We start from the raw sequence: 15667 nt of genomic DNA, 5'->3' as shown, positions 1-15667 counted from the left end.
CAGTCTCTCAGAACGGGTAGCGGGTGATGTCGCCCTGTACCGTCAGCCACTGCGTCTCGGTGAAGGCTTCCACGTTCGCCGCCGCCCCACCGAAGCGGGAACCGGTGCCGGAGGCGCCGACCCCACCGAACGGGGCCACCGCCTCGTCGCTGACGGTCTGGTCGTTGATGTGCACGATGCCGCTGGGAATGCGCTCGGCCAGCGCCATCGCCTTCATCACGTCGCGGCTGAGGATGCCCAGCGACAGGCCGTACTCGCTGGCGCCGGCCAGCGCCGCCGCCTCGTCCAGGTCGGTGAAGGTGAGCACCGGGGCGACCGGGCCGAAGACCTCCTGCGCGTACGCCGGGGTGTCCGGGGTGACGTCGGCGAGCACGGTCGGTCGGTAGAACAGCCCGTCGTAGGTGCCGCCGGCGGCCAGCCGGGCGCCCGCGTCCACGCTGGCCGTGACCAGTGAGTGAATCTTGTCGCGCTGCGCCTCGTCGATGATCGGCCCGAGCGCCACCTGTTCCTTGGCGGGGTCGCCGACCGGCAGGTGGTCGGCCTTGGCGGCCAACTCGGCGACGTACCGCTCGGCGAGGCTCTCGTGCACCAGGTGCCGGCCCGTGGTCATGCAGATCTGCCCCTGGTGCAGGAAGGAACCCCACGCGCCGGCCGAGACGGCGAGGTCCAGGTCGGCGTCGTCGAGCACCACCAGGGCGGAGTTGCCGCCCAGCTCCAGGTGGGCCCGCTTCAGGTGCCGGGCGGCGGCCTCGCCGACCTTGCGGCCCGCCGCGCTCGACCCGGTGAAGCTGATCACCCGCACGTGCGGGTCGGCGACCAGCGCCTCGCCGGTGGCCACGCCGCCCGGTAGCACGTGCAGCAGACCCTCGGGCAGCCCGGCCTCCTCGAAGACCCGGGCGATGCTCAGCCCGCCGCAGACCGCCGTGCGCAGATCCGGCTTGAGCACCACCGCGTTGCCCAGCGCCAGCGCCGGGGCGACCGAGCGGATCGCCAGGATCAACGGGGCGTTGAACGGCGAGATGACCCCCACCACGCCGACCGGTAGCCGGCGGGCCAGGCTCAGCCGCGGCTGAGCGCTCGGAATGATCTCGCCGAGCGAATGCGAGGGCAGCGTCGCGGCCTCGTAGCACTCCTGCGCGGCGGTGGTGGTCTCCAGGACGCCCTTCGGCGGGATCGACCCGGACTCGCGGACCACCCAGTCGCCGACCTCGGCGGCGTGCTGCTCCCACAACGCGCCGGCCCGGCGCAGCACGGCGGCCCGCTCGGTGTAGCCGGTGGCGGCCCACGCCTGCTGCGCGGCGGCGGCCCGGGCGCAGGCCCGCGCCACGTCGTCGGCGTCGGCCACGCCGACCAGGCCGATCTCCTCGCCGGTGGCGGGGGAGCGCACGGCGGCGGTGCCGCCGGCCGCCTGGACCCAGCCGTCGCTGTACAGGGTGCCGTGCCAGGTTCCGTTATCGAGCAGGGACATCAGTTTCCTCCAGGGGGGTGCGGGGGGTCGGGCGGGTGGTACGTCTTGGCCCGCTGGATCTGTGCGAAGAGGTGCCCACGAAGCTCGGCGAAGCGGGCCGACGAGCGCGTGGAGAGCTGGTCCCGCTCGGCGGGCAGGTCGACGGTGACGTCGTCGAGCACGAGCGTTGGCGCGGCGGAGAGCACCAGCACCCGCTGGCCGAGGTAGACCGCCTCGTCGATGTCGTGGGTGACGAACAGGGTGGTCACCCCGAGCCCCTGCCACAGCGACCGGACCAGATCCTCCAGGTCCGCGCGGGTCTGCGCGTCGACCGCGGCGAACGGCTCGTCCATGAGCAGGATGCGCGGCTCGTACGCGATGGCCCGGGCGATGGCGACGCGCTGCTGCATGCCGCCGGAGAGCTGCCACGGGTACGCGCCGTGCACGTCACCCAGACCGACCGCGTCCAGCGCCTGGTGCAGCAGCTCCACCCGGCGCGCCCTGGGCAGCTTCTTCTGCTTCAGCGGCAGCTCGACGTTGCCCCGTACGGTCATCCACGGGAACAGGCTGCGGCCGTACTCCTGGAAGACCACCGCCATGCCCGGCGGTGGCCCGGCGACCGCCTCGCCCTCCAGCACCACCTCGCCGCTGGTCGGCGCGAGCAGCCCGGCGATGCACTTGAGCAGGGTGGTCTTGCCGGCGCCGGACGGGCCGACCACGCAGACCATCTCGCCCTTGGCGACGGTGAAGGTCAGGTCGCGGATCGCCTCCACGCTGCGGCCGTGCCCCTCGTACACCTTGCGTACGCCGCGTACGTCGAGCAGCGTCCCGGTCATCGGTCTCCTCCCCGCTGGGTCTGCCGTAGGCCGAGGTACCAGTTCAGGGCGCGCCGCTCGAAGACCCGCATGGCGGTGGCGAGCAGGAAGCCGAGCAGCCCGAGCAGCAGGATGCCGGTCCACATCTCGGTGACGGCGAAGGTCCGTTGGAACTGGATGATGCTGAAGCCGAGCCCGTTGCTGGCGGCGAACATCTCGCTGATGACCATGAGGATGATCCCGATGGAGAGCCCCTGCCGCATGCCGGTGACGATCTGCGGGCTGGCCGATCGGATGATCAGGTGCCACAGCCGGGCGGGTCCGCGTACGCCGTAGCAGCGTGCCGTGTCGAGCAGGACCTGGTCCACGGCCCGGACGCCCTCGACGGTGTTGAGCAGGATCGGCCACACGCAGCCGGAGACGATGACCAGGACCTTCATGGTGTTGCCGATGCCGGCGAAGAGCATGAGCACCGGCACCAGCACCGGTGGCGGGATCGCCCGGAGGAACTCCAGCACCGGCTCGCAGAAGGCCCGCAGGCGGCGCGACGACCCGATGGCCACGCCGACGCCGACGCCCAGCAGCACGGCGAGGGTGAATCCGGCGAGCAGGCGCAGCAGGCTGGGCAGCACGTCGGTGCGGAGCCGGCCGGAGTGCAGCCACACGTCGTCGACGCTGGCCAGGATGTCCGACAGCGGCGGCAGGTAGTAGCTGTCACTGTCGGCGGTGAACACCCACCAGAGGGCGAGCAGCGCGATCGGCAGCGCCGCAGCGGCGAGGGTGTTCCGCGCTGCCCGGCGGAGCAGAGCGGTCATGCGGGCACCTCCCGGCGGATCGACGGATGCCACCTGAGCAGCAACCTTTCGAGCTGGCGGGCCAGTACGTTGACCGCCACACCGAGCAGCCCGGTGACGATGATCAGCGCGTACATCCGGGCGACGGCGGCGCCGGACTGCGCGACGCCGATCTCGTTGCCGAGACCGGGGGCACCGATCACCAGTTCGGCGGTGACGGCGAGAATCAGCGCCACGGCGGCGGCCAGGCGCACACCGGTGAGCAGGTACGGCAGCGCGGTCGGCCAGGTGACGTGCCGGATCCGGGCCAGCCGCCCGAGGCCGAAGGTGCGGGCGGTCTCCTGGGCGACCGGGTCGACGTCCTGCACGCCGTGCAGCACCTGGACGAGAACCTGCCAGAACGCGGCGTAGACCACCAACAGCAGCACCGATCGCAGGTTGGTGCCGAAGACCAGCACGGCCAGTGGGATGAGCGCCACCGAGGGGATGGGGCGCAGGAACTCGATCGTGGAGGCGGTGGCCTCCCGCAGGATCGGTGTGGCGCCGAGGACGAACCCGACGACGATGCCGAGCGCCACGGCGATGAGCAGCCCGAGGAACCACCCCCGGACGGTGTCCCCGAGGGCGGTCCAGAAGGCGGACTCGCCGGCGAGCTCCACCAGGGCGACCCCGATGCGGCTGACCGGCGGCAGGTAGCCCGGTGCGACGATGCCGAGCCGCGGCACCACCTCGAGCAGCGCGAGGAAGGTGGCGAAGCCGAGCACCCCGAGCAGCGCGGTGTTGCCGGGCAGCCGCGTGCGCCGGGTGCCGTCGACCCGTGGTGCACGGGTCGGTGGTGCGGGGGTGGATGTCACGCCAGCAGCTCCGCCACGGAGGGACCTTCCGATCTGTTCGCTGATCGAACGGCTGTTCTCATTCAGAACGTTTCCACGTGGCCTGGCTCGCGTCAACGGGCCGGCGCAAGATCAAGATTTCGGCAACTCGAGCCCCGTCCGCAAAACAATACAGTTCGCGGCGCGTTGACGGATGCTGCTGTCGAGCATTATGTTCGAGATAAGTACGTGAGTCCGCATGCCGAACACCCAGTCGCGCGGACGACCGAATCGCAGGAGGCGAGAGGCTCATGGCGAAGCTCGTCTCGTTGGCCGACGGCGTCGCGGAACTGGTCCGCGACGGGGACACGGTGGCGCTGGAAGGCTTCACACACCTCATCCCGTTCGCCGCCGGCCACGAGATCATCAGACAGGGACGACGTGACCTGACCCTGGTCCGGATGACGCCCGACGTCATCTACGACCAGCTCATCGGCGCCGGCTGCGCGCGCCGGCTGGTCTTCTCCTGGGGCGGCAACCCCGGCGTCGGCTCGCTGCACCGCTTCCGCGACGCCGTGCAGAACTCCTGGCCGGTTCCGTTGGAGCTGGAGGAGCACAGCCACGCGGGCATGGCCAACCGCTACGTCGCCGGCGCCTCCGGCCTGCCCTTCGCCGTGCTGCGCGGCTACACCGGCACCGACCTGCCGCGGCACACCACCAACATCCGCCCCATCGAATGCCCGTTCACCGGGGAGACGCTGACCGCCGTTCCGGCCCTGCGGCCCGACGTGACCGTGGTGCACGCCCAGCGGGCCGACCGCGCCGGCAACGTGCAGATGTGGGGCATCACCGGGGTGCAGAAGGAGGCAGTGCTGGCCGCGCACCGGTCGCTGGTCACCGTCGAGGAGATCGTCGACGAGCTGGAACCCGTACCCGGACAGGTCGTGCTGCCCGGCTGGGCGGTCACCGCGGTGGCGGCGGTGCCCGGCGGATCCCACCCCTCGTACACCCAGGGCTACTCCGTGCGGGACAACGACTTCTACCGGGCCTGGGACGCGATCAGCCGCGATCGCGACACCTTCGCCGACTGGATCGAGCGGCACGTGCGCAAGGTGGAGGTGCAGGCATGACGGACTACACGGCCGACGAGATGATGACCGTCGCCGCCGCCCGGCAACTGCGCGACGGCACCGCCTGCTTCGTCGGGATCGGGCTGCCCAGCACCGCGGCCAATCTGGCCCGCGCCACCCACGCCCCCAACCTCGTGCTGATCTACGAGTCGGGCTGTCTCGGGGCCAAGCCCGACCGGCTGCCGCTGTCCATCGGCGACGGTGTGCTCGCCGACACCGCCGACGCGGTGGTCTCCGTGCCCGAGGTGTTCAACTACTGGCTCCAGCCCGGCCGCATCGACGTGGGCTTCCTCGGCGCCGCGCAGCTCGACCGGTACGGCAACATCAACACCACCGTCATCGGTGGCGACTACACCGACCCGAAGGTACGCCTGCCCGGCGCCGGCGGAGCACCGGAGATCGCCGCCTCCTGTCGCGAGGTGGTGGTCGTCGTCCGGCAGGGCCTGCGGACCTTCACCGAGCGCGTCGACTTCGTCACCTCGGTCGGCTTCGGCGCCGGGCCGGGTGACCGGGAGCGATTGGGCCTGCGCGGCGGGGGACCCCGTACGGTGATCACCGACCTCGGCGTCCTCGAAGCGGACCCGGCCACCTGCGAGCTCACCCTCACCCGGCTGCATCCCGGCGTCACCGTCGAGCAGGCCCGCGCGGCCACCGGCTGGCCGCTCGCCGTCGCTGACGAGCTGACCACCGGCGAACCGCCCACCGCCGACGAACTCACCGTCCTGCGCGCCCTGGAAGCCACCAAGCGGTCGACGCCGAGCGGAGGGCCGGCATGAGCGAGCGGCAGCGAGCGAATCATCAGCTCAGTGCGGTGGTGCCTCATGGCGGCCCGCAGCGCAGCGGAGGGCCGGCATGAGCGACGTGTACGTGCTCGACGCCGTGCGTACCCCGATCGGCCGCTACGGCGGCGGCCTGGCCGGCGTACGCCCCGACGACCTCGCCGCGCACGTGGTCCGCGAGATCGTCGCCCGCAACCCCGGGCTCGATCCGGCCCGCATCGACGACGTGCTGCTCGGCGACGCCAACGGCGCCGGCGAGGACAACCGGGACGTGGCCCGGATGGCCGTGCTGCTGGCCGGCCTGCCGCCGTCGGTGCCCGGCGCCACCGTCAACCGGCTCTGCGGTTCCGGGCTGGAGGCCGTGATCGGCGCGTCCCGGGCCATCGCCCTCGGCGACGCCTCGGTCTGCCTGGCCGGGGGAGTGGAGTCGATGAGCCGGGCCCCGTGGGTGCTCGCCAAGCCAGAGCAGGGCTACCCCCGGGCGCACGAGACGCTGCACTCGACCACGCTGGGCTGGCGCCTGGTCAACCCCCGGATGCCCGAGCAGTGGACGGTGCCGCTCGGTGAGGGCGCCGAGATCCTCGCCGAGCGGCACGGGATCGGCCGTGACGCCCAGGACGAGTTCGCGCTGCGCAGCCATCAGCTCGCCGACCGGGCCTGGCGCGACGGCGCGTACGCCGACGAGGTGGTGCCGGTGCCCGACACCGACGTCGAGCGGGACGAGAGCATCCGGCCGACCAGCACGATCGAGGCGCTGGGCCGGCTCAAGCCGGTCTTCCGGCCCGACGGCACGGTCACCGCCGGCAACTCCTCGCCGCTCAACGACGGCGCGAGCGTTCTGCTGCTCGCCGACGCCGCCGCGGCGGAATCGATCGGCCGGGCGCCGCTGGCCCGGATCGTCTCCCGGGCGGTCACCGCGATCGAGCCGCATCTGTTCGGCATCGGCCCGGTGGCCGCCGCCGAGGAGGCGCTGCGCCGCGCCGGCATCGGCTGGGGCGATCTCGACGTCGTCGAACTCAACGAGGCCTTCGCCGCGCAGTCCCTGGCCTGCCTGGCACACTGGCCAGAACTCGATCCGAAGATCGTGAACCCGCAGGGCGGCGCCATCGCCCTCGGGCATCCGCTCGGCTCCTCCGGGTCGCGCATACTCGGATCGCTGGCCTGGCAGCTGCACCGCCGTGGCGGCGGCCGCGGCCTCGCCGCGATCTGCATCGGGGTCGGCCAGGGCCTGGCCGTCGTACTGGAAGCCTGACGGGAGCGAAATCCATGACCCAGGACACCACCGGCAAGCTGGTGCTGCCGGGCTACCGACGCGACGACGTCGACGCCCACCCGCCGCTGCTCAGTCCCGGCTACAAGTCCACCGTGACCCGTGCCCCGCGGCAGCCGCTGACCTACCTGCCGCAGCGGCTCACCGAGATCACCGGCCCGGTGCTCGGCGCGGGACGGCTCGGCGAACTCGACCACGACCTGACCCGCCAGCACGATGGCGAGCCGCTCGGGCAGCGGATCATCGTGCACGGCCGGGTGCTCGACGGCGACGGCCGCGCCGTGCCGCACACCCTGGTGGAGATCTGGCAGGCCAACGCCGCCGGCCGCTACCGGCACACCCTGGACAACTGGCCCGCCCCGCTGGACCCGAACTTCACCGGCGTCGGGCGTGCCATGACCGACGCCCAGGGGCGCTACGAGTTCGTCACGGTGCAGCCCGGCGCGTACCCGTGGCGCAACCACGACAACGCGTGGCGGCCCGCCCACATCCACTTCTCGCTGTTCGGCCGGGCCTTCACCCAACGGCTGGTGGCTCAGATGTACTTCCCGGGCGACCCGCTGTTCTTCCAGGACCCGATCTTCAACTCGGTCCGCGACGAGCAGGCGCGGCAGCGCATGGTCGCCCGCTACGACCACGCCACCACCCGGCCCGAGTGGGCGCTGGCCTACGAGTTCGACATCGTGCTGCGCGGCCGGGACGCCACCCCCTTCGAGGACGAGGACGACGATGAGTGAGCGCCTGGGCGTCACGCCCGCCCAGACCGTCGGGCCGTACCTGCACATCGGCCTGCGTTGGCCCGACGGCCCGTACGTGGTGCCGGAGGGCACGCCCGGGGCGTGCTGGATCCGCGGCCGGATCGTCGACGGCACCGGCGAACCGGTGGTCGACGCGCTGGTGGAGAGCTGGCAGGCCGACCCGGACGGCCGCTTCGACCACCCCGACGACCCGCGGGGCGCCCGACCCTCGACGGTGCCCGGTTTCCGCGGCTTCGGCCGCTGCGAGACCGACGCGCAGGGCCGGTACGCGCTGCTCACCGTCAAGCCGGGGGCACTGCCCACCCCGGAGGGGGAGACCGAGGCACCGCACCTGGCCCTGTCGGTCTTCGCCCGTGGCCTGCTGCACCGCCTGGTCACCCGGGTGTACTTCCCGGACGAGGCGGGCAACGCCACCGACCCGCTGCTCCGTGACGTCGACCCCGCCCGCCGGGACACGCTGCTGGCGAGTCCGGCGCCGGACGGGTACACGTTCGACATCTGCCTGCAGGGTGAGCATGAAACCGTCTTCTTCGCGGTCTGAGGCGCTGCTGCGCGGCCTGTCCGGCGCGGCCGACGTGGACGCCGAACTCGACGACCGTGCCCTGCTGCAGGCGATGCTGGACACCGAGGCCGCGCTCGCCCGGGCCGCCACCGACGTCGGTCTGCTGCCCGCGCAGATCGCCGACGAGATCGCCCGGCACTGCCACGCCGAGCGGTACGACCCGACGGCGCTCGGCGCCGCGGCCGACGCCGCCGGCAACCCGGTCGTCCCGCTGGTGCGGGAGCTGACCGCCGCGGTCGCCGAACCGGCCCGGCCCTGGGTGCATTACGGGGCCACCAGCCAGGACGTCCTCGACAGCGCCCTGGCGCTGGTGGTCCTGCGGGCCGCCGGCCCGCTGCTGCGCCACGTCGAGGCCGCGGCCGACGCCGCCGCCGGCCTCGCCCGGATCCACCGCGACACCCTCATGGTCGCCCGCACCCTCGGCCAGCAGGCCGCCCCGACCACCTTCGGTCTCAAGGCGGCCGGTTGGCTGCTCGGGCTGCACGAGGCACGGACCAGGTTGGCGCGGGTCCGCGAGGCCCTGCCCGCGCAGCTCGGCGGGGCGGTGGGCACCCTCGCCGGGTACGGGCCGGCCGGCCCGGCGGTGGTCGAACGCTTCGCCGCCCACCTGGGCCTGGCGGCGAGCCCGCTGCCCTGGCACACCCGCCGCCAGCCGGTGCTCGACCTCGCCGCGGCGCTCGGCGGCCTGCTCGCCGCAACCGGCAAGGTCGCGCTCGACGTCGGCCTGCTCGCTCAGACCGAGGTCGGCGAGGTCGGTGAGGGCGGGGAGGGGCGCGGCGGCTCCTCGGCCATGCCGCACAAACGCAATCCGGTCGACTCCGTCCTGGTCACCGCCGCGGCCCGGCGCGCCCCCGGGCTCGTCGGCACCCTGTTCGCCGCCGCCGGGCAGGAACACGAACGCGCCACCGGCGGCTGGCACGCCGAATGGGAACCCCTGCTCGAACTGCTGCACCTGGCCGGTGGGGCCGCCGCCCGCACCGCCCGGATGCTGACCGGCCTGCGCGTACACCCGGATCGGATGCGGGCCAACCTCGACGCCGGCGGTGGCCTGCTGCTCGCCGAGGCCGTCGCCGCCCGGCTGGCGCCGGCGCTGGGCCGGGCCGCCGCCCACGACCTGGTCAAGCGCGCCGCCACCGGGCCGGGATTCCGGGCCGCCCTGCTCGCCGACCCCGACGTGCGGGCCCACCTGTCCGTCGCGGACGTCGACGCGGCGCTGGACCCGGCCGGCTGGCTCGGCTCCGCCGGCCACCTGGTCGACCGCGCTCTCGACCTGCACCGGGACGGTACGCGGTGAGCGCCCGGCTGCACGCCACCGTCGACGGCCCGCCGCAGGCGCCGGTGCTGGTGCTGGGCAGTTCCCTGGGCACCACCGGGGCGATGTGGCAGCCGCAGCTGGCCACGCTGGCCACCCGGTTCCGCGTCGTCCGCTACGACCACCTCGGGCACGGCGGATCGAGCGCCCCGACCGGGCCGTACACGATCGACCTGCTCGGCCGCAAGGTGCTGCAACTGCTCGACGAGCTGGACGTCGGTCGGGCGCACTACGCCGGGCTCTCCCTCGGCGGCATGGTCGGCATGTGGCTGGCCGCGCAGGCACCCGAGCGGATCGACCGGCTCGCCCTGCTGTGCACCTCGGCCTGCCTCGGCCCGGCCGACGGTTGGCGGGCCCGGGCGGCCACCGTCCGCGCCGGGCGGCTGGACACCATCGCCGACACCGTGGTCGAACGCTGGTTCACCCCCGCCTTCGCCGCCGCCCGACCCGACACGGTCGCGGCCTACCGGGCCATGCTGACCGCCACCCCGCCGGCCGGGTACGCCGGCTGCTGCGAGGCCATCGCCGGCATGGACCTGCGCGCCGACCTGGCGGCGGTACGCGCCCCGACCCTGGTGATCGGCGCCGCCGACGATCCCGCCACCCCACCGGAGCAGGCCGCCGACATCGCCCGGCGGATCCCGTCCGCGCGGCTGGTCGTGCTGGACGACGCCGCGCACCTGGCCAACGTCGAACAGCCCGAGGCCGTGGCCCGCCTGTTGGCCGCCCACTTCGACCCGGAAGGCGGGATGACCCCGTGACCGACCAGCAGCGACACGACGCCGGGATGACGGTCCGCCGGCAGGTGCTCGGCGACGCGCACGTCGACCGGGCCGTCGCCGGCACCGACGAGTTCACCGCCGACTTCCAGGACCTCATCACCCGGTACGCCTGGGGGGAGATCTGGACCCGCGAGGGCCTGGACCGGCGCACCCGCAGCTGCATCACCCTCGCCGTGCTGGCCACCCTGCACCACGACGAGGAGTTGGCGATGCACGTGCGGGCCGCCCGGCGCAACGGGCTCACCCCCGCCGAGATCGGTGAGGTCCTGCTCCAGGTGGCCGTCTACGCTGGCGTACCGGCAGCCAACCGGGCCTTCAAGGTGGCCCAGGAGACCCTGCGGCAGGAGGTCGAGTGAGCGAGGCGGCGCGATCGGGCGAGTTCGTCCAGTCGCTGGAACGCGGCCTGGCCGTGATCCGCGCCTTCGACGCCGAACGGCCCCAGCTCACCCTCAGCGAGGTGGCGCGGGCCACCGGGCTGACCCGGGCCGCCGCCCGCCGCTTCCTGCTCACCCTGGTCGAGCTGGGTTACGTGCACACCGACGGGCGGCTGTTCTCGCTGCGGCCACGCATCCTCGACCTCGGCTACGCCTACCTGTCCAGCCTGAGCCTGCCCGAGGTCGCCCAGCCGCACATGGAGGCGCTGGTCGCGCAGGTGCACGAATCCTGCTCGGCGTCGGTGCTCGACGGCGACGAGGTGGTCTACGTCGCCCGCGTACCCACCAAGCGGATCATGACCGTGGGGATCAGCGTCGGCACCCGGTTCCCCGCGTACGCGACGTCGATGGGCCGGGTGCTGCTCGCCGCACGGCCCGCCGACTGGCTCGACGACTACCTCGCCGCCGCGCAGCTGCGCCCGTTGACCCGGCGCACCGTCACCGACCCGGCCAGGCTGCGCGCCATCCTGACGAAGATCGCCGCCCAGGGGTACGCCATCGTCGACCAGGAACTGGAGGAGGGGTTGCGCTCGCTGGCCGCACCGATCCACGGTGACGACGGGTCCGTGATCGCCGCGGTCAACGTCTCGGCGCACGCCAGCCGTGGCTCCTTCGAGATGATCCGCAAGGAACTGCTGCCCCCGCTGCTGGCCGCCGCGCGGCGCATCGAGGAGGACCTGGGCGCCGGCGCCGGCCGCTGAGTCGCCTGCGGCGAACCGCGCTCGCCGTGCCGTACCGCGTACCACCATGAGTGGGTGCGGGAAACGAGGCCGACGTGAGCGAGCTCCTGATCATCGCGCTGGGCGTCACCGTGCTGGTCGGCACCACCATCGGCGGCCGGTACCGGGTCGCGCCGCCGGTGCTGCTCATCTGCTTCGGCGCGCTGCTGGCGCTGCTGCCGCCGTTCGCGGAGGTGGTGCTCGCCCCCGAGGTGGTGCTGGTGCTGTTCCTGCCGGCGATCCTCTACCGGGAGAGCATCGCCACCAGCCTGCGGGAGGTCCGGGCGAACTTCGTGATCATCGCCCTGCTGGCGGTCGGGCTGGTCGGCGCCACGATGGTGGCGGTGGCACTGGTCGCGCAGCGGCTCGGGGTCGACCCGCCGGTGGCCTGGGTGCTCGGTGCCGCGCTCGCGCCGACCGACGCCGCGGCGGTGGCCGGGCTGGCCAAGCGGATGCCCCGGCGTCTGCTCACCACGCTGCGCGCCGAGAGCCTGATCAACGACGGCACCGCCCTGGTGCTGTTCGCCGTCGCGCTCGGCGTGCTGAGCGGGGGCGCGGTGCCGGACGCCTTCGACCTCGTCGAGCGGATCGGCCTGTCGTTCCTCGGCGGCATCGCGGCCGGCGTGCTGGTCGGTACGGTGGTGATCCTGATTCGCAGGCGGCTGGACGATCCGCTGCGCGAGGGCGCGCTCAGCGTGATCACGCCGTTCGCCGCCTTCTTCCTGGCCGACAGCATCCACGAGAGCGGCGTGCTCGCGGTGGTGGTCGCCGGCCTGATGATCGCCTTCGCCAGCCCCCGGGTGATCCGCGCCCGGTCCCGGCTGCTGGCCCTGTCGTTCTGGGACCTCACCACCTTCCTCGTCAACGGCGGGCTCTTCGTGCTGGTCGGGATGCAGATCCCGCGGGCGGTCCGCGGGGTCTCCAGCGTGTCGTTGGCGCGCGCGATGGTCATCGCGCTCGTCGTGGCCGGCGTGCTGGTGGCGGTGCGGATGCTCTGGCTGCACCTGACGGCGGCCGTCGCCCGGTTGGACCGGCGCAAGGCCAAGCGCGGCCAGCGGGTGAACTGGCGGGTGCGTACGGTCGCCGGCTGGGCCGGGTTCCGGGGCGCCGTCTCGCTCGCGGCGGCGCTCGCCGTGCCGTTGAACGCCGACGGCGGCCCGGTGCGGGAGCGTGATCTGATCATCTTCTGTGTCGCGGGGGTGATCCTGCTGACCATGCTCGTGCAGGGCGCCACCCTGCCGCTGCTGATGACCTGGGCCGGTCTCCGCGGCGACCCGGAGCACGACAGCGAGGCCCGGAAGGCGCAGGCGCACGCCACCCGGGCCACGCTCACCGCGTTGCCGGAGATCGCCGAGCGAATCGGTGCCGACCCGGAGGCGGTGCGGCGGCTCCAGACCGAGTACGAGAGCCACCTCGGCGCCGTGCAGGCCGAGCCGGAGGGCGACTCGGCGGCGGCCCGCGAGACCGAACGCCGGTTGCGCCTGGCCGCGCTCGAACACAAGCGACAGGAGATCACCCGGATGCGTGACTCCCGGGAGATCGACGAGGCGGTGCTGCGCGCGTTGCAGGCCAGGCTGGACATCGAGGAGATCCGCCTGCTGGGACCGTCGAGCTCCGACTGACCGGTGCCCGGACCGTGCTCACCCCGTCGGCGGGGCGGCGGGCAGGGCCAGGGCGACGGTGAGGTCGAGCAGCGTACGCGGATCGCTGAGCCGCTCGCCGTACAGCTGCCGGAGCTGGCCCATCCGGTAGCGCACGGTCTGCGGGTGAACGAACAGGTCGGCGGCCACGTCGTCGCGTCGGCCCTGATGCAACAGCCAGGAGCGCAGCGTCTCGGTGAGTCGTTCGGCGGTGGCGGCGGGCAGTTCGGCGAGGGGTTGCAGAACCCGGGCCCGCAGGTCGGCGAGGGCTTCGAGGTCGGCGCTGAGCAGCAGTTCGGCCAGATGCCGCTCGGTGTCCAGCGGCTCGCCGTCCGCCGGGTGGGCGATGCCGAGTTCCACGACCCGGGTGACCCGCCGGTAGGAGGAGCTGGCCCGGGTCCACGGGCGGGCGGGCCCGAGCACCGCGCGGCGTCGGTGCAGCACCCGGGCCAACTGCCGACGGTCGCCGTGGGCGTTCGGTACCAGCATCACCGCCGTCTCCTCACCCGGTTCTCGGGCGGACGACTCCTCGCTGCTCTCCAGGGTGCGTTCGTCCAGCAACGCGAGGACCCCGCGCAGGTTGGCCCGGGGCAGCAGGACGACGGTGAGGGTCTGCGGCGCGGGCCAGCCCGCTCGCTCGGCGCTGCGCCGCAGCACGTCCTCCGGCTCGCCGGCGAGCAGCTGCTGGGTCAGCCGTTCCAGGTTGCGCCGCCGGGCCCGGCCGACGCTGGCCAACTCGTCGGCGTGACCGGCCACGCTGGCCGCGGAGAGCTCGTCGATGTAGGCGAACATCAGCTCGGCGAACTCGGCGACGGTGGCGGCGGCAAGCCCGATCGCCACGGTGGCGGCGGCCATCTCCCGCCAGGAGACCCGGGCGCCGACCCGGTACGCGGCCAGCAGCGCGTCCATGCTGCGGCCGGCGCGGGCCTCGCCGCTGCCCAGCGCGTACGCGGCCTCCAACGCCGGGATCAGCGGCGTGCTCGGATCGGTGGCCTGGGAGCGTTCGAGCAGTTGCAGGAAGGTGCCCAGGGCGATCTGCACCGCATTCTCGATCTTGTCCCGCATCTGCCCGGTCAGGGTGCCGGAGTAGCTGGGCACCTCGGCCGTGATCGCGGATACGGTTCGCTCGGCTACCAGCGGTAGTCGATCGCGCAGCTCGCGGGCGACCCGCTCGTCCAGTTCGAGGCGGGCCGCCCGATGGGTGGTCCCGGAGGATTCCGCCACGGTTGTTCTCTCCGCACAAAAGGGGTGGATCGCTTTACCTTCGCAGGCCAAGATTCTATGCCAGCGCGCGGCGACCATCGTCGTATGACCACTACCGTCCCGCGGCCGCGCGCATCCGGGTCCCTGCGACGTCGCCTGTGGCGGCTGGCCGAGACGGTGACCACGCCGGTGCTGCCCGGGGATTACCTGGACCTGGTCGCGCCGCTGCGGGCCGGCACCGATCTGCGGGGCCGGATCCTCGCCGTACGCGCGGAGACCCCGGACGCGGCGACGCTGCTGATCCGGCCCGGACGCGGCTGGCGACCGCACGTGCCGGGGCAGTACGTGCGGCTCGGGGTCGACGTCGACGGGGTACGCCAGTGGCGGGCCTACTCGGTCACCTCCCGGCCCGGTCGGCATCCCGAGCCGATTTCGGTGACGGTCAAGGCCATCGAGGACGGCGTGGTCAGCAACCACCTCGTCCGCCGGGTGCGACCGGGCACGATCGTGCAGCTCGACCAGGCACAGGGTGACTTCGTGCTGCCGGACCCGTCGCCGGCCCGGGTGCTGTTCCTCACCGCCGGCAGCGGCATCACCCCGGTCGCCGGGATGCTGCGCTCCGGCGTGCTGGCCGGCAGCGACGTGGTGCTGGTGCACTCGGCGCCCACCGCGGCCGACGTCGTCTTCGGCGCGGAGCTGCGCCACCTCGCCGAGCGTGGCGCGATCCGGCTGGTGGAGCGGCACACCAACGTCGAGGGGCTGCTGGACGTGGCCGAACTCGACGTCCTGGTTCCCGACCATCTGGACCGCCAGACCTGGGCGTGCGGCCCGGTCGGGCTGCTCGACGCGGCCGAGGCGCACTGGTCGGCGCGGGGGTACGCGCAGCGGCTGCACACCGAGCGGTTCCGGCCCACGATCATCACCGCCGGTGACGGCGGGACGGTCACCTTCACCCGCTCGTCCGTCACCGTCACCGCCGGCGGTGCCACCCCGCTGCTGGACGCCGGCGAGAACGCCGGGGTGCTGATGCCCTCGGGCTGCCGGATGGGCATCTGCTTCGGCTGCGTGCTGCCACTGCGTCAGGGCGCGGTCCGGGATCTACGCAACGGGGAACTGACCACCGCCCTGCCGGGCGACGGCGTACGCGTGCAGACCTGCGTGTCGGCCGCGGCCGGCCCATGCGAACTCGAAATCTGATCGGAGAACCACC

The 15667-nt window shown here is 73.3% G+C and carries 16 protein-coding genes; 11 read left to right on the top strand and 5 right to left on the bottom strand.

Annotation, left to right across the window (positions count from 1 at the left end; genetic code table 11):
• Positions 1-7 precede the first annotated feature (7 nt).
• From IEY61_RS03225 to IEY61_RS03210, 4 genes are read right to left on the bottom strand one after another with little or no spacing between them, the layout of a single operon-like run.
• A complete protein-coding gene (locus tag IEY61_RS03225) occupies positions 8-1468 on the bottom strand; it encodes a benzaldehyde dehydrogenase (protein WP_189040700.1) in 1461 nt (486 codons plus the stop codon).
• Positions 1468-2283, bottom strand: coding sequence for an ABC transporter ATP-binding protein (locus IEY61_RS03220; protein WP_189040699.1), 816 nt, complete (start codon positions 2281-2283; stop codon positions 1468-1470). Before IEY61_RS03220 ends, IEY61_RS03225 begins: the two co-directional genes overlap by 1 nt.
• Positions 2280-3077: an ABC transporter permease gene (locus IEY61_RS03215; RefSeq protein ID WP_189040698.1), complete on the bottom strand. Its 798-nt coding sequence runs from the start codon at positions 3075-3077 to the stop codon at positions 2280-2282. Before IEY61_RS03215 ends, IEY61_RS03220 begins: the two co-directional genes overlap by 4 nt.
• Positions 3074-3910: an ABC transporter permease gene (locus IEY61_RS03210; protein ID WP_229705642.1), complete on the bottom strand. Its 837-nt coding sequence runs from the start codon at positions 3908-3910 to the stop codon at positions 3074-3076. The genes IEY61_RS03215 and IEY61_RS03210 overlap by 4 nt, the downstream gene beginning before the upstream one ends.
• A 269-nt stretch (positions 3911-4179) precedes the next feature.
• Between IEY61_RS03210 and IEY61_RS03205 the strand changes: the two genes are divergently transcribed.
• The 10 genes from IEY61_RS03205 to IEY61_RS03160 all read left to right on the top strand — a co-directional run bounded on the left by IEY61_RS03205 (position 4180) and on the right by IEY61_RS03160 (position 13236).
• Positions 4180-4998, top strand: coding sequence for a CoA transferase subunit A (locus IEY61_RS03205; RefSeq protein WP_189040697.1), 819 nt, complete (start codon positions 4180-4182; stop codon positions 4996-4998).
• Positions 4995-5774: a CoA-transferase subunit beta gene (locus tag IEY61_RS03200; protein ID WP_189040696.1), complete on the top strand. Its 780-nt coding sequence runs from the start codon at positions 4995-4997 to the stop codon at positions 5772-5774. The genes IEY61_RS03205 and IEY61_RS03200 overlap by 4 nt, the downstream gene beginning before the upstream one ends.
• A gap of 76 nt (positions 5775-5850) precedes the next feature.
• Positions 5851-7029 (top strand): thiolase family protein, encoded by a 1179-nt coding sequence (locus tag IEY61_RS03195; protein ID WP_189040695.1) that lies wholly within the window; start codon positions 5851-5853, stop codon positions 7027-7029.
• A 14-nt stretch (positions 7030-7043) separates the two neighbouring features.
• Positions 7044-7784 carry a protocatechuate 3,4-dioxygenase subunit beta gene (gene pcaH / locus IEY61_RS03190; RefSeq protein ID WP_189040694.1) on the top strand — a complete coding sequence of 247 codons (741 nt, stop codon included), beginning with the start codon at positions 7044-7046 and terminating at the stop codon, positions 7782-7784.
• Positions 7777-8346: a protocatechuate 3,4-dioxygenase subunit alpha gene (pcaG, locus tag IEY61_RS03185; protein ID WP_189040693.1), complete on the top strand. Its 570-nt coding sequence runs from the start codon at positions 7777-7779 to the stop codon at positions 8344-8346. Before pcaH ends, pcaG begins: the two co-directional genes overlap by 8 nt.
• Positions 8321-9661, top strand: a complete 1341-nt coding sequence (pcaB, locus tag IEY61_RS03180) for a 3-carboxy-cis,cis-muconate cycloisomerase (RefSeq protein WP_189040692.1) — start codon at positions 8321-8323, stop codon at positions 9659-9661. Before pcaG ends, pcaB begins: the two co-directional genes overlap by 26 nt.
• Positions 9658-10440, top strand: a complete 783-nt coding sequence (gene pcaD / locus IEY61_RS03175; protein ID WP_189040691.1) for a 3-oxoadipate enol-lactonase — start codon at positions 9658-9660, stop codon at positions 10438-10440. Before pcaB ends, pcaD begins: the two co-directional genes overlap by 4 nt.
• Positions 10437-10817, top strand: a complete 381-nt coding sequence (gene pcaC, locus IEY61_RS03170; RefSeq protein ID WP_189040690.1) for a 4-carboxymuconolactone decarboxylase — start codon at positions 10437-10439, stop codon at positions 10815-10817. The genes pcaD and pcaC overlap by 4 nt, the downstream gene beginning before the upstream one ends.
• Positions 10814-11596: an IclR family transcriptional regulator gene (locus tag IEY61_RS03165; RefSeq protein WP_189040689.1), complete on the top strand. Its 783-nt coding sequence runs from the start codon at positions 10814-10816 to the stop codon at positions 11594-11596. The genes pcaC and IEY61_RS03165 overlap by 4 nt, the downstream gene beginning before the upstream one ends.
• 74 nt (positions 11597-11670) lie before the next feature.
• Positions 11671-13236: a Na+/H+ antiporter gene (locus IEY61_RS03160; protein WP_189040688.1), complete on the top strand. Its 1566-nt coding sequence runs from the start codon at positions 11671-11673 to the stop codon at positions 13234-13236.
• Between the two features lie 18 nt (positions 13237-13254).
• On the opposite strand, the gene IEY61_RS03155 is transcribed toward IEY61_RS03160, so the two are convergent.
• Positions 13255-14478, bottom strand: coding sequence for a PucR family transcriptional regulator (locus tag IEY61_RS03155; RefSeq protein ID WP_189040687.1), 1224 nt, complete (start codon positions 14476-14478; stop codon positions 13255-13257).
• Positions 14479-14562: 84 nt separating this feature from the next.
• Between IEY61_RS03155 and IEY61_RS03150 the strand changes: the two genes are divergently transcribed.
• The gene (locus tag IEY61_RS03150; RefSeq protein ID WP_189040686.1) at positions 14563-15654 is read left to right on the top strand and encodes a ferredoxin reductase; all 1092 of its coding nucleotides are present in this window, start codon (positions 14563-14565) and stop codon (positions 15652-15654) included.
• Positions 15655-15667: the final 13 nt, after the last annotated feature.

The sequence above is a fragment of the Micromonospora sonchi genome, from assembly GCF_014646235.1.
In the GTDB taxonomy this organism is placed as follows: Bacteria; Actinomycetota; Actinomycetes; order Mycobacteriales; family Micromonosporaceae; genus Micromonospora; species Micromonospora sonchi.
The sequence above is the reverse complement of the archived record's forward strand: the minus strand, read 5'-3'. Positions and strand labels throughout refer to the sequence as shown.

Coding starts and splice junctions, on each gene's coding strand:
- IEY61_RS03225 (WP_189040700.1), bottom strand. CDS start 1,468: ATGTCCCTGCTCGATAACGGAACCTGGCACGGCACCCTGTACAGCGAC.
- IEY61_RS03220 (WP_189040699.1), bottom strand. CDS start 2,283: ATGACCGGGACGCTGCTCGACGTACGCGGCGTACGCAAGGTGTACGAG.
- IEY61_RS03215 (WP_189040698.1), bottom strand. CDS start 3,077: ATGACCGCTCTGCTCCGCCGGGCAGCGCGGAACACCCTCGCCGCTGCG.
- IEY61_RS03205 (WP_189040697.1), top strand. CDS start 4,180: ATGGCGAAGCTCGTCTCGTTGGCCGACGGCGTCGCGGAACTGGTCCGC.
- IEY61_RS03200 (WP_189040696.1), top strand. CDS start 4,995: ATGACGGACTACACGGCCGACGAGATGATGACCGTCGCCGCCGCCCGG.
- IEY61_RS03195 (WP_189040695.1), top strand. CDS start 5,851: ATGAGCGACGTGTACGTGCTCGACGCCGTGCGTACCCCGATCGGCCGC.
- pcaH (WP_189040694.1), top strand. CDS start 7,044: ATGACCCAGGACACCACCGGCAAGCTGGTGCTGCCGGGCTACCGACGC.
- pcaG (WP_189040693.1), top strand. CDS start 7,777: ATGAGTGAGCGCCTGGGCGTCACGCCCGCCCAGACCGTCGGGCCGTAC.
- pcaB (WP_189040692.1), top strand. CDS start 8,321: ATGAAACCGTCTTCTTCGCGGTCTGAGGCGCTGCTGCGCGGCCTGTCC.
- IEY61_RS03150 (WP_189040686.1), top strand. CDS start 14,563: ATGACCACTACCGTCCCGCGGCCGCGCGCATCCGGGTCCCTGCGACGT.